The 14,782-nt window shown below is 36.7% G+C and carries 8 protein-coding genes and 1 tRNA gene; 5 read left to right on the plus strand and 4 right to left on the minus strand.

Annotation, left to right across the window (positions count from 1 at the left end; genetic code table 11):
* Nucleotides 1-66 precede the first annotated feature (66 nt).
* The 4 genes from VIX88_RS04220 to VIX88_RS04235 all read left to right on the plus strand — a co-directional run bounded on the left by VIX88_RS04220 (nt 67) and on the right by VIX88_RS04235 (nt 5,831).
* Nucleotides 67-3,201 (plus strand): UvrD-helicase domain-containing protein, encoded by a 3,135-nt coding sequence (locus tag VIX88_RS04220; protein WP_064970307.1) that lies wholly within the window; start codon nt 67-69, stop codon nt 3,199-3,201.
* A gap of 108 nt (nt 3,202-3,309) precedes the next feature.
* Entirely contained in the window at nt 3,310-4,344 is a 1,035-nt protein-coding gene (locus VIX88_RS04225; RefSeq protein WP_064970306.1) for a PASTA domain-containing protein, read from the plus strand.
* A 62-nt stretch (nt 4,345-4,406) separates the two neighbouring features.
* Nucleotides 4,407-5,465 carry an RluA family pseudouridine synthase gene (locus tag VIX88_RS04230; RefSeq protein ID WP_064970305.1) on the plus strand — a complete coding sequence of 353 codons (1,059 nt, stop codon included), beginning with the start codon at nt 4,407-4,409 and terminating at the stop codon, nt 5,463-5,465.
* An 87-nt stretch (nt 5,466-5,552) separates the two neighbouring features.
* Nucleotides 5,553-5,831, plus strand: a complete 279-nt coding sequence (locus tag VIX88_RS04235; protein ID WP_064970304.1) for a hypothetical protein — start codon at nt 5,553-5,555, stop codon at nt 5,829-5,831.
* Nucleotides 5,832-5,992: 161 nt separating this feature from the next.
* On the opposite strand, the gene VIX88_RS04240 is transcribed toward VIX88_RS04235, so the two are convergent.
* The 4 genes from VIX88_RS04240 to VIX88_RS04255 form a co-directional block, all read right to left on the minus strand.
* Nucleotides 5,993-7,309, minus strand: a complete 1,317-nt coding sequence (locus VIX88_RS04240; RefSeq protein ID WP_214194062.1) for a RagB/SusD family nutrient uptake outer membrane protein — start codon at nt 7,307-7,309, stop codon at nt 5,993-5,995.
* A 24-nt stretch (nt 7,310-7,333) separates the two neighbouring features.
* Complete coding sequence (locus VIX88_RS04245; protein WP_214194063.1) at nt 7,334-10,405, minus strand: SusC/RagA family TonB-linked outer membrane protein; 3,072 nt, start codon at nt 10,403-10,405, stop codon at nt 7,334-7,336.
* 21 nt (nt 10,406-10,426) lie between these two features.
* Nucleotides 10,427-13,018 (minus strand): zinc-dependent metalloprotease, encoded by a 2,592-nt coding sequence (locus tag VIX88_RS04250; RefSeq protein WP_214194064.1) that lies wholly within the window; start codon nt 13,016-13,018, stop codon nt 10,427-10,429.
* Between the two features lie 178 nt (nt 13,019-13,196).
* Nucleotides 13,197-13,268: transfer RNA gene (locus VIX88_RS04255), tRNA-Gln, on the minus strand.
* Nucleotides 13,269-13,453: 185 nt separating this feature from the next.
* Between VIX88_RS04255 and VIX88_RS04260 the strand changes: the two genes are divergently transcribed.
* Nucleotides 13,454-14,782: a hydroxymethylglutaryl-CoA reductase, degradative gene (locus tag VIX88_RS04260; RefSeq protein WP_064970300.1), complete on the plus strand. Its 1,329-nt coding sequence runs from the start codon at nt 13,454-13,456 to the stop codon at nt 14,780-14,782.

Below are 14,782 nucleotides of genomic sequence, written 5' to 3' on the forward strand. Positions count from 1 at the left end.
AAATTTCATTATAGGAAAATTATTGTTTAAATTGCGATTCATACAAGAAATACAATATACAAGTATATGCATCCATATAACGCTATAAGCGCTTCGGCAGGTTCGGGAAAAACCTATACCCTAGTTATCAGAATACTGTCTCTGTGCCTTAGAACACCAGACGAAAAAGCCATACGCTACATTCTCGCTCTTACCTTTACCAACAAAGCTGCCAACGAAATGAAAGAGCGTATCTTGCAATGGCTAGAAGCATTTACTAGAGAAGATTATCTGCAAAATAACGAGCTAAAAGCCATACAATCTTACCTGGAGACACAAGGGATAAAACTCACTATAGAAGACCTTCACTACCGTTCTAAAAAGGTTTTGGATTATATTCTGCATCACTATTCTATTTTAAACATTGGGACAATAGATAAATTTAATGCAAAACTGGTAAGGAGTTTTTCCTACGAATTGGGATTGGCACAGAATTTCAACCTAGAAATCAATAACGAGCCCTACCTCATAGAAGCAGTTGACCAACTATTAGATAAAATAGGAGAAGACCCAAAAGTTTCGGAAGCGTTTATGGATTTCGTTAATTACAACCTAGAAAATGAGGAACGAATCAATGTAAATAAAACACTGTACGACCGAGCCAAAACCTTCGTAAACGATGTACACTACGAAGAATTGCAAAAAAATGAAGCCTTTGATTGGGAGGCTTATGATAACCTTAAACTAAAACTTAGAACGCAGCTTACACAACACCACAACGAGGCCTTGCAATATGCCAAAAAGGCTTTAGCACTCATTAGCGAAAATAATTTAGAAATTAAAGATTTCCAAGGTGGAGCGAGTTCTGGGCTAGGAAAGTTTTTTGAAGAAGCTCTAAAGTTTTATACTGGGCAGAGAGATAAATTCCCCTTTCCGTCTGATGAAGAAAAAGCTTTAGAACGCTTCCGAAAAGGTACAGCATCTAAGGACAACACCATTATAAATGCTATATTTTCCATTTTAGATACCCTTATAGAATGGAGAGCAATCATCATCACAAACTATGTAACTTCGGAAAAGAAAGCCAAAATTCTTAAAGAATTGCTACCACTCAAAATCAATAAAGAAATCCGTGAGCAATTGGAAATCATAGAAAACGAAGACGATTTAGTACTTCTTTCCAAATTTAATATTCTAATCAAAGAAAATTTACGAGAGGAGCCTTCGGCTTTTATTTATGAGAAAATAGGCACTAGATATCAGCATTATTTTTTTGATGAATTCCAAGACACTTCCAAACTACAATGGGAAAATATTATCCCACTTAGAGACCACACCATCAGCTCCGAAGACCACAGCTTTACCCTCGTAGGCGACCCTAAACAAAGTATCTACAGATTTAGAGGTGGTGATGCAGAGCAGATGCTAGATATCATCAACGGTAAAGAAGCGACAGGTGTAAACATCAACCTTGAAAATCTTGAAAATAACTGGAGAAGCGCCCAAAATATTGTTCGTTTTAATAATGAACTTTATGCCTTTATGGCAAAAGATTTGGAACAGGAAGAACACAGACATCTTTTTGCAGAACAGGGGCAACAAATAGCTAAAAGAGAAGGTCTACTAGGGCGAGTAAGAGTAAATCTAGTAGAATACGACCGAAAAGATGAAGTTTTCTTCGACGAGGTAGCCAACCAAATGTTTGAAGATATTAAAATTTGCCTAAACAACGGCTTCCAATTTTCGGACATCTGCATTATGTGCCGAACAAAAGGAGAAATAAAACAGCTATCTCAAAGACTAGGATTACTAAAAGTCAATTATAAAAATACCGAAACCTACATTAAAACCATTTCTGAAAAAGGCTTAAGTTTAGATTTATCCAAAACCCTTTTGGCAACCATAGAATACCTTAAATGGGAAAACGATACTGCTAACTACGACAGCCTTATGAGAGCTTTGTATCACCTCAATAGTTTAGGAAGAATTAACATAAATTTGTTCTCCGAAGAAATGACAAACCTTCTTGAACTCAAAACTTCCGATGCGATTTTGGAAGAATTAAATAAACGATACGGCATTGAACTTAATCATCAGCATTACCTACATCTCAATCTTTATAATAGGATAGAGTATTTGGTAAAACAATTTGCTATACCTCAACAAGAGACCGATTTCATACTAAACTTCTTAGAGGAAGTCTATGCCTTTACCCAAAATCCAGGAAAAACTTTAAAAGATTTTATTAAATATTGGGACGAAGAAGCCTCGGAAAAATCCATACAATCCTCCGAAAATATAGATGCCATCAAAATGATGACCATACACGCTACCAAAGGTTTAGAGTATCCTGTGGTATTTCTCCCAATGAAAAACAGCCATAAAGATAGTTCTTTTAATGATTGGCTATCGGTAGATTTAGAAACTTTAAAATCGGTTAATCTTAGTCAATTTAAAAAAGAACTTTTGGTGTATGACGATACTTTGAAATCATTTTCAGACGAAAACACCTATAAAAATAAAATAGACCGCTATTGCGTGCAATATGTTGCCACGACCCGACCTGTGGAGCAACTTTTCCTATATCTCCAAAAGCCTAGTCAGTCAGGAGAAAACAAACTAGAAATATTGGACTTTGTACAGCAATTTAACGCTACCGAGCATCAGTTCGACCTTTATCCAGAGGAAAACAATTCTTATCAAAAACAAACCCACAAGAAAAAATCAACCGAAATAAACAAACAAAGTGTAGAAATTACACCTAACACTTGTATTTCTAGCAATATCCAAATCGCAACGCCTTCTAAAAACTATCAAGAGCGAAACGAAAAAGTGCGTACAGGGATTTTCACTCACGAAATTCTATCCAAAATCAAGACTAAAAATGACATTACACCCGTCCTATCCAGCTATCTGATAGACGGCATTATAACCGAACAAGAAAAAGCGGAGATAGAAAAAACCATTCTTTCGGTAGTGGAGCATCACTCCTATTCCTTTTATTTTGAAGATATTGAAGAAGTTTACAACGAAAGAGATTTTATGCTAAACGGAGAGATTTTTCGCCCAGATAGAGTGGTAAAGAAAAACGGTGGCTATTACATTTTAGATTTTAAAACAGGAGCTCCTAACGATAAACATCAAAATCAAATATTGGCATATAAAACAGCTTTGGAGCAATTAGACTTTAATGTACTAGGGACAGAGATTGTTTACATCTAACCTCTAAACCTAAATATAAGCATAATTCAACCACGAAAATAACCTTGTTTTTTAGCCGTTGTTGATGAGAAAATATTATCTTTGCCCAAAAGTTTTAATTATAGAATTATGTTTAAATCACTTTTCCATTGGAAAGTAGGTCTTAATGCTGTTGCAGCAATAGGCGTGTTGGTAGGATTAGTATGGCTTACCTTCCGTTGGCTAGAACTACACACCAATCACGGTAAAGAAATCCCTGTACCCAATGTCGTAAATATGAGTATGCACGAAGCCATAAAAGCACTAGATGATGCAGGACTTGAATACGAAATAGACAGCGGAAAATACGACCCAAAATACAAATCTTTTCAAGTATTACAAATCTACCCATCTCCAGGTTCTAGAGTGAAAGAAAGTAGAGCCATTCGTCTAAGAGTAAACCCTAGAACTTGGGCTAAAGTAACTGTACCTGATGTTCTTAACCGATACAAAAACACCGTATTCACTCAATTAGAAAGAATCGGACTAAAAGTTGGAGATACCATCTACGAACCTAGCATTCAGCCAGATGCTGTTATAGGAATGAGATACAACGGTACTACCCTAGCTCCAGGTACTTTATTACCTAGATTTTCTACGATTGATTTAATCATTGGTAGTGGTCCTAGAAGAAACATTGCTGTACCTAATGTCGTGGGAATGACGGTAAAACAAGCTAAAATGATTATAGAGCAAAGTTATTTTACTCTAGGATTAGCAGAATATGAAGACGGAAGAAGCGACGACAGCGATATTGTTTATTACCAAGACCCTGCACCAGGAAGCCTTAGAGATCAAGGTATGCAAATAGATATTTGGGCAAGTAAGAAAACTTTAGCTGAAATGCAAGGTAAAATCAATGCTTTAGACCAAGTGTATAGAGTAAGAGTAGACCCTGTAACTACACCTGATTTTGGGGAAGACATAACCTACGAGCCTGAACCTGTAAGACCAGAGTCCGCTCCTCAGCCCAAACCAAAACCCGAGGTAAAAACAGAAGTAAAACCTACTCCTAAACCTGAGGCGGCTAAACCAAAACCAACAGAGCAAAAAAAGCCAGAGCCTAAACCTACTCCAAAACCAGTAGAGGAAAAACCAAAGGTTAAAAAAGTAGTAATAGAATAACTTTACAATAAAAACACAAAAGGCTTTGGCAATATGCTAAAGCCTTTGTTTATAATATGATAATGGAAGACTATACAGATTTTGAAGAAGAACATCTACAAAAGCCTCAACAAGATATAGATGAAACTGAAGAACTCTATGAGCATCTCAATTTAGTAGTAGATAAAAATCAAGAGCCTTTAAGAATTGATAAATATTTACTCATATTTAGACAAAATTCATCAAGAAACAAAATCTCTCAAACTTGTAGAGCAGGGAATGTAGTTGTAAACGGTACTCCTGTAAAGCAAAATTATAGAGTAAAGCCTGGCGATAAAGTTTCGGTACTCCTCACCCACCCTCCTAGAGAGAATGTAATTGTACCTCAAGATATTCCTATCAACATCGTTTATGAAGATGATGACTTATTAGTTGTGGATAAAGAAGCAGGAATGGTAGTACACCCTGGTTTCGGAAATTGGGACGGCACATTGGTAAATGCTTTAGCCTATCACTTTGAGAAAAACGAACTCAAAACCGATTTAGACCGTGTAGGTTTAGTTCATCGTATTGATAAAGACACTTCTGGGCTTTTAGTAATTGCTAAAAATGAGTATGCGATGAGTTTTCTCGCCAAACAATTCTTTGAGAGGACTACCAAAAGGCTTTACTGGGCGTTTGTATGGGGCAATTTAGCGGAAGACGCTGGCACTATTAAGGGACACATCGGTCGTGATTTAAAAAACAGAATGCAAATGGCTGTTTATGAAGACGGTAGTCTAGGAAAACACGCCGTTACCCACTACAAAGTTTTAGAGCGCTTTAGATATATGACTTGGGTAGAATGCAAACTAGAAACAGGCAGAACCCACCAAATAAGGGCTCATTTCAGGCATATTGGGCATACTTTATTTAATGATGAACGCTACGAGGGACATCAAATTTTGAGAGGGATTAACCTGCCAAAATACAAACAGTTTGTAAAAAATGTATTTGAAGTTTTGCCTAGACACGCCTTACACGCTCATACCCTAGGTTTTACCCACCCTACCACAAAAGAAGAAATGTATTTTGAAAGTCCAATGCCACAAGATATGCAACAGGCGGTAGAAAAATGGAGAAATTATTTGAGTGCTAATTAAGTGATATAAATAATTTATCAAAAGAATGGAAAATGTTATAACTACTTTGATTTTTCAAAAAAAGATAGCTTAGGTGAAAAATCATTTTTGTTTTTTTCCAAAAATCCAGCAGATTCTTATAGAATTATCAAGAAGATTTCAACTCCAAATCTTGAACCTCCACCTATTTACGTTGATAATAGAGGGAGACAATTTGAATACTTTGATGATAGTATCGTTTTTAAAAAAGTGGGAGAATTAAATCTTATGTATATTAAAGATAACAATTTGGGGAAAGTAAAAGGAGAAAAATATTATTATGACGATGAATTTAGGATTAAAAGGATTGTTGAAAATTGGCTTGAAACAAAGATAGTTTACGAATAAAATTGCTCATAACATAATTAAAACTCAGTATTTTAAACGGAGAACCCATAAGAGTAGGGGGGGGGGGGTAATCTACCAATAAAATACAAGCTAATTAATTTTAATAAAAACAGGTCATCTTTTTCGGACGACCTGTTTTATTTTTGATTTTTATTCTGATATTACAATTCTGGGTTTTTCAGCCTTGCTTCCTTAGGGAAAGGAACGGTATATCTCGCATCGCCTTGCTCTAATTTAAAGGTTTCGCTACCAAAAATGTGTGTAATTTCAGGTTGATTGGTTCGTCTTAAATCTTGCCAACGCAAACCTTCAAACGAAAGCTCTCTCGCTCTTTCATTAAGTAATTCCGTGTAATAATCGGTATCAGACAAACCGTTTATTTTGTTTTTAAAATTAGCCAACCCCACAGCGTTGTACCTTTTTTCGGCTAATGAAGTAAGCGTTGCTTTAGACTCGGATACTTTACCTAGCATCGCCTGTGCTTCTGCCTTTATCAAAAGAACTTCTGCCACACGGAATGTACATTTATACGCACTAGAACCTGCATTATATTTTAAAGTTTGCCAATTGCTTCCGTTTTGTTTAAAATACTTAGAAAAACGAAGGTCATTAGTTTTATCAAATAAAGCAATATGCTCATCACTCGCTCTAGAGAAAGAGTAGGTACTCGGCACTACTGGCAAATCAAGGTTCATAATAGATTCCGTAGAAGTATAACCGCTAGGTAAAACGCTAAAATTATTAAAATCCTCCAAGTTAGAATTCAAAGCCAGTGCTTGGTTTGCTTCCTTTAAAGCATTAGCCCAATCTTTTCTGTACTGATACACTCTAGCTTTAAATGCGTGTAAAGCCGTAGTTGTGAATCTGTAATTAAGCCCAGCAGAAAACTTATCTTGATTTAGTAACTGTTCCGAAGTGGCTATATCCGAAAATATTTGATTATAAACCGCATCTAAAGTAGCTTTAGGAAAACTGCCTTCCAAATTAACTTCCGTTACCAAAGGAACGGCTAATGTAGAACCATTGCTTCCGTTATAAGCTGGAGCATAAATCCCAATGAGTTCAAAGTAAACATAAGCTCTTAAAGCATAAGCCTCTCCTAATATTTGGTTGGTATTTTCATTTTTACCAACATATTTATAAGCATTTTCTATAATATAATTGGTGTAGAAAATAGTTTCGTATAAAGATGCGTAAGGCACTTCGGTAGAACCTGGCGTCGCATTCGCTTCTCCCCATGTGAATATCGCTTTTAGATACTCGGAAGAGTTGGCTGCCTTTACCTCATCAGATTTAAGATTGAGTAATGCCTTGTGTTGAGGGTAAATTTGATACGCTCTTGTAAGCAAAGCTCTAAAATCTTCCTCCGTCTGTGGTACTACTTTCCCCGTAGGTACTATATCTAAATATCTTTCGCAAGAAACTACACCCAAAGATAGTGAGGTTGCGATGAATAAAGTTTTTATTGTTGATTTCATTTTTTGTTAAATTATTAAGTTAAATTAAAACCCTACATTAAGACCAAACACGAGGGCTTTCTGTATAGGTTGTGCATAGATGTTACCGTAGGTTTCTGGGTCAAAGAAGTTTTTGTGTCCATTACTGAAGACCAATAAATTTCTTCCTTCCAAAGATAATCTCATAGATTTTATCCCTGCACTTTTCAATAAGTCCGCTGGAAGGTTGTACCCTAATCTTATATTATTGATTCTGATGAAGCTCATCTCTTTAGCCCATAAATCAAAATAGTTGTAAGAATTTGTTGGGTCCCAATTAGCAAACCAACCATAAACCACCTCTTGCCCAGGTACAGTATCCACCCCTATAATTCTTGGCAAAGTAGATGAAGTGTTGTTAGGCGTCCAAGCATTTAGGATATCCGCAGAAGCATTAAGCCCTCTGTCTATAGCCGTAAAGTTATACGGAGCTCTACCTAATACCGTTTGTTTGATGTTGAAAGATACCGCAATATTCAAATCCCAATTGCCTATATTGAAAGTATTGGTAATCCCTCCAAAGTATTTAGGGTCTCTATCTCCTAGATAACTAAACCAATTTTTCATTTGGTCTTGAGAATATTCGCTCGTCACATAGCCTATTCCCCAAGGGTCTGATATTTTGTAAAAGTCCACAGCAGACACTACATTTCCGCTCTTATCGTAGAACAATGGAAGTCCGTTAGCATCAAGACCTGCTGTTTTAATGCCAAAAACTGCATTCACAGGATAGCCTTTTCCTGAAGGTAAGAAAGTATATCTACCATCATTTACCTCATCAATATTACTTCTATTCGCAGAAATATTGAAGGTGGTCGTCCATCTAAATTTATCGGTATTGATGTTATTAGTTATGAGTGAAAATTCAAAACCTCTATTCGTTAGACTTGCCCAATTGACATTAGACAAAGAGAAACCTGTTTCTAACGGAAGTTCTTTAACTCCCATAATATCAGTCCCTTTTCTCTCGTATAAATCTAAAGTGAAATTAACTCGGTTGTTCCATAATCCAAAGTCTAATCCCACATCTTTAGTGGCTGTTCTTTCCCATCTCAAAAGTGGGTTCGGAGCTCCATCGTGTACTATGGTAGTTTCCGCAGTATTTAAAATTCTAGTGTTACCATAAGTACCTCTGAAATAAGGCGAAGTACCTCTATCAATATTTCCTTGAAGACCATACGACCCTCTTAGCTTAAACATACTAATCGTAGCGTTGTCTTTTAGGAAATTTTCATTCTTAACATTCCACGCCACCGAAGCTGCCCAGATAGGGTTCCATCTCTTGTTGGTTTCTGCACCAAAGAAGTTAGTTCCGTCATATCTCACACTACCAAAGAAGGTATATTTTTTAGCATAAGTGTATGATAAAGTCCCAAAGAAAGAGGCGAAAGAGTTTTCTACTTCGGTATCTCTATTAGGAATATAGATTGGCGAAGTAGCTTGGCTATCTGGTAAATTTACAGGAACCGATGTTTTAGTCCTTGGATTGTAGCCATACATTTGGCTCATCATATCATAATATCTAGTTCTTCTGATTTCAGACCCTGCCAATACATTCAAATCGTGATTGCCAAATCTAGGGCTGTATTCTAATATGTTTCTGAAGTTATATTCAAAATCATTAGAGTTGGTTCTTTGGAAATAATCTCCATTCGGTAAAAACGAAGTATTGGTAGACGACTGGATACTTTCTGCTATTCGTCTTCTCATAAGGTAAGTTTCTGCAGAAGCATAGCGTTCAGTTTCGCCTGCCCCTATCAATAATCCAAATTGAGAGCGGTATTCTAAACCTTTAATGATTTTATAATTAACATCTAAAATGGTTCTTAACGATTTATTCGCTAATGAATATCTGGTATTTTCTCTTTCCTCTATATAGTTGTACGGAATTCTAGTATCGTTACCCAAAAAGCTTTCCACATAGTTTATATCTCGGTCGTAGATATAATTTCCGTTAGCATCTCTAGGTGCTAAGTAAGGATTAGCCGTTCTAGAGTAATAAGTCGGCGTAGTGTAGCTTCCCGAGTCCGACAAAAATGAAGTCTGTTTAGTGGAAGTTCCGAATATAGATAAGCCTAAATTAAGTTTATCGCTTACCTTATAATTATTTTTTAGGGTAAGGTTAAATCTGTTAAATCCTGAACCTATCACGGTAGATTTTTCGTCGTAATATCCAAAAGAAGCATAGTAGCTGTAATTATCTAAACCACCTGTGATACTCACGGCTTGTTGCTGATTAACCACATTTCTGTAAAGCAAGTTGCCCCAATTGGTATTGGTATTTCTAAGCTCATTGATTTGCTTTTGCGAAAGAGGACTAAGTGCCGAAAAACCTCCATTTCTAAAAGAATCCCAATCATTATTAGCCGTTAAAATTCTAGACACCGCCCCATTATCTTTTCTATAATTGTCTAGGTCGGCTCTTTCTGCCATCATCAATTCCATATCTACTTTTTGGGAAGCATTCATCAGATTAAGTCTAGAGAAATCTGGTCTTAAGCTCACAAAAGTATTTGATGAAAAATTGATGCTCATTCTTCCTTTTTTACCACTTTTAGTAGTTACCAGAATAACCCCATTGGCTGCCCTAGCACCATAAATAGCGGTTGCTGACGCATCTTTAAGCACCGTAATATCTTCTATATCTTCTGGGTTGAACCCTGCGATAGAATAGTTTTTAAGCTCATTGATATCTTGTCCTACATTGTAGGCAGGAGCTTGGTTTCCTTCTAGGGGCATTCCGTCCACCACCCAAAGTGGGTCTGTAGAACCCGAAAGCGATGCCGTACCTCTCACACGCACAGGAGCTATCTGCCCAGGTGTTCCAGAGGCCGGTGTAATCATTACCCCTGCTACTTTACCTTGTAGCATCTGATCTACAGAGGCGGTGGCTTTTTGTTCAATAGACTTCATTTTTACCACACCTACAGAAGAAGTCAGTTTACTTTTTTCAATCTTCTGAAAACCCGTTAAAACCACTTCTTCTATCTTTCTCTCTTTGTTTTGAACCGTATCGGTTATGGTATTCTGTGCAAAGAATACCCCTGGCAAAAGAGTTAATAGTAATTTCGTTTTCATATCTCTTATTTTTTATCAATTTCAGTTATTACCCAATGCTTTATTTAATCTTACCATCATATCTTGATAATGACTTTGCGTATCGTTATCGGCTTTGTTCATTGCTTTTGAGATGATTGTTCGTACCTTTATCAACTCCGCTCTCTTGGCAGAACCCACTTCCGACAATCGTTTCATTCCATCAAAATAAAATTCTAGATGTTGTTCGCCTACTTTATCCAAATGAGTGTGGCTACAAGCATAGTCGCACATCATTGGCATTGGGCTAAAGATGCCCTTTTCCGTTTTCTCGTACATTCTCTGCGTGTCTATAATGAGGGCATCTATGTAGTTTTTTTGCGTCATTCTTTCAGCGATGTTCAAAGGCTGTTTTTTAATTGATTTACTAAAAATAAATCCTCTTAAATCGTTGAACAGTTCGGCTACTGTCATTACTTTTTGATGATTAAGAAACTCAAATTCTAATATTCTTAGGAGTTTATTATCATTCATAAGCCCGTACAAAATAGCGGCTTGTTTCTCTCTAAATACATTGTACGGCGACTGCTCCACCAACCCTTTAGGTGTGTTTTTAGCTGGACGGATTTTTTGGTTCAATGGAGATAAAAATAACCACTCTGGCAAAGTTAGTATGTGCTTTTTTATAAACGCCAAAGCCTCTTTTTGTGTTTCGTATGGTACAGGTATATAAGAACTCTGCTGGTCGCCCTTAACGGTAGGATTAAGGTAAATCCCCCCAATGTTAGCCAACACGTGATTATTATAAACATACCATTGGTTAATCACTTGGTTGTAAAAAGACTTCGCTTCGTTGTAGTTTTCTCCATTTTTGGTACTCCATTCTATGAGGTTTGGTAGCGTTTTCTTTAGATTGATGATGCCATACTCCCCTGCTTTCATCGCATTATCGCCCAAATCTTCTGCTTGCGAGCGAGGATCTACCGTCTCCTCTTGTTGTGCTCCGTAGAAATAGAGTGGGTCTCCTTGATGTTTCTCTATCCATTTTTGCGTGATTGGTAATTCTTCTTGAGGCGTCTTTTTACCCGTCCAACGGTAACCCCAGTTAATGGCAAACTCATCATAAACTCCTATTTTTGGAGTGATTTGTTTCACACCATCACCTTCTTGTGCTACATAGTTAAATCTAGCATAGTCCATAATAGAAGGAGCTGTACCACCCATTTTCTCTGTAAATTCAGGCGAACGCAAAGACTCTACTGGGAACGCAAACGAAGACCCCATATTATGTTTAAGCCCGAAGGTATGCCCTACCTCGTGGGAGGACACAAACCGAATGGCATTCGCCATTTTATCGTCTGGGAATTTATTTCCTCTTACCTGTGGGTCTATAATTCCTGTTTGAACTCTCATCCAAGACTGGAGCAAAGTCATCACATTGTGCCACCATATAATATCAGACTCCAAGATTTCTCCCGTTCTAGGGTCCACTACCGATGGTCCCATAGCATTCGCCATAGAAGAGGCTGCATAAGTGATTACAGAGTAGCGAACATCATCTACATCAAACTCTGTATCGTTAGGGTCTGGCAATTTCGCTGAAATTACATTTTTGAACCCTGCCTTTTCAAATGCTTTATTCCAATCGTGCACTCCGTCTATAATGGCTTGTTGCCATTGTTTCGGTGTAGCCGGGTCTATATAGTAAACAATCGGCTTTTTAGGTTCTACCAACTCGCCTCTAAGGTATCTTACTTCGTCTTCCGCTTTAGGTTCTAATCGCCACCTTGTGATGAGTTCTCTCTGCTCTACCTTTTGCTGACTATCCGTAAAGTACATCTTAGGCATCGTAAAATACCCTACTCTATCGTCCGAAAAACGCCCTACCATAGGCTCTGGCAATAGCACGATATTAGTAGTAGTTCCCACCGTTAAATCGGCTTTTTCGGCAGAAGTTTTCCCCTCTGAAATTTGGGTACTGAAATAAGACTTTACCACCACATTATTAGGGAAAGCCTTTACCTCGTCTATGTAAGAATCTTTGGTTCTTACGCTTCCCCCCATACCGATATTATCAAACAGATTGTTAAAACTTTTAGCGTTTCCGTCAAAGACATTATTTACCTGAATTACCGCTGTGGAGTCTTTCCCTAGAGTTTTAATTTCAAAACCTTCCACTATAGACTCTCCGTAATTATCCTTTACCGAAGCCGAGATATTATCTTTCGAATTAACGGTAATTTGTGGGTCAAAAGTTTTTACCCACACCTTTTTATTGGTAGTGTCTTTATAAAATCTGATAATTTTATTCTCATAGTTCATCCCCTTGTTAATCCCAGCATTATTGATAGGAGCAGGCACAGACGATATTTTATTTACGATGAGTAGGTCTTTCCTCAGTACTTCGTTAGGAATTTCAAAATAAATCTTATCCTTTACTCTATGTATTTTGAGTAACCCTTGTTTGGTTTCCGCTCCTTTCAATAACTTTTCGTAAGGCTCAAAGTCCTCATTTTTTTTAGAATCTTCTTTCTCTGTTTTCACAGAATCTTTTGGAGAGACTTTGCTTTGAGCAAAAGCTATATTTGGATACAAAAACAACCACGCAGAACAACCTAAAATCTTTAAATTCATAAACCAATATTCTATTTTCATTAAAAAAGGGGGACAAAGTTAGCTTTTTATATTCTTTTTAGAATGGTTTTCCCACAAACAGATGCCAAAAACAGACAAAAATCATATACTGCTAATACAGATAAAAAGAACTCAAAAAAATATTGATAAAATAAAAAAGCAACTGGTTATGTATAACCAGTTGCTCTCTATAAATCCGTAGACCCACAGGGACTCGAACCCCGAATAACAGAACCAAAATCTGCTGTGTTGCCAATTACACCATGGGTCTATAGGTGTTTTGTTTTTTTTAGTGGTGCAAATTTACAACTTTTTTCATTTCATGCAAAAAAAATATACAAAAATTCATTGATACACATTTAAAACATTGGTTTTCAGATTTATTTTTTATTATTATTTTCTTCTTTGGTGTTTATAATATCAAGTTGTATCTTTGATACCTCAAAATTAAGAGCTATGAATCATCAGCCAGTAGAAGGATTTTCTAAATTAAATAAACAAAATAAAATAGAATGGATTGTTAATGAGTATTTGGGAGGTAATGAAGAATACATCAAAATACTTCAACAATATTGGAACGACAATCAAGACCTACAAAAACTCCATGATGAGTTTTCAGAGAACACTATTTCCAACTTTTATATGCCTTATGGTATTGCTCCGAATTTTTTAATAGATGGAAAGTTATTAGCACTTCCCATGGCGGTAGAAGAGAGTTCGGTGGTAGCCGCGGCTTCAAAAGCGGCTAAGTTTTGGCTTAATAAAGGAGGCTTCAAAACCACTATTATTGACACTAAAAAACTAGGGCATACTCATTTTATACTAAAAGCAGAATCTCATAAGATTAGACATTTTTTCAACTTTAATCTTAGACAAAAATTATTTGAAGCAACACAAGATATCACCAAAAATATGAGAAATAGAGGTGGTGGTATTTTAGACATAGAGTTAGTGGATAAGACTTCTGAAATGAATGATTATTACCAACTCAAAGCTAGTTTTGATACTAAAGACTCTATGGGAGCTAACTTTATCAACTCTTGTTTAGAGCAATTTGGTAAAACGCTTAAAGAGGAAATTAACCTTTCTGCTGATTTCACAGAGGAAGAAAAACAATCTCTTCAAGTGGTAATGAATATCTTATCCAACTTTACGCCTGACTGTATTGTTAGAGCGGAGGTTTCTTGTAAGATAGAGGATTTGAAAGATGATAGCGGTATTTCTCCTGAAGAATTTGCATGGAAGTTTAAACAAGCCGTTGCTATTGCTGAAATAGAGCCGTACAGAGCGACCACTCACAATAAAGGGATTATGAATGGTGTAGATGCCGTAGTTATAGCTACAGGAAACGATTTTAGAGCTACGGAAGCTTGTGCTCATGCTTACGCTGCCCGTAACGGAAAATATAGTTCACTCACGCACTGTACTACCAATAACGGAATATTCAGGTTTTGGATAGATTTGCCTATTTCAGTAGGCGTTGTGGGAGGACTTACAAATCTGCACCCATTGGTTAAATTCTCGTTAGCGTTATTAGGTAAACCTTCTGCTCAAGAACTCATGAGTATTTTGGCTGTATCTGGGCTAGCTCAGAACTTCGCCGCTCTTCGCTCGTTGGTAACAACAGGAATACAAAAAGGACATATGAAGATGCATTTGTTTAATATCCTTAATCAGTTTGGGGCAACCGAAGAAGAAAAATCTTATTTTGTAAACTATTTTAAAGATAAGACGGTAAGCCACCACGAAGTAATCACAGAGCTCAATAAGCTAAGAGGAAAATAA

Origin of the sequence: Riemerella anatipestifer, from assembly GCF_035666175.1 — a bacterium.
Taxonomy (GTDB): Bacteria; Bacteroidota; Bacteroidia; order Flavobacteriales; family Weeksellaceae; genus Riemerella; species Riemerella anatipestifer_D.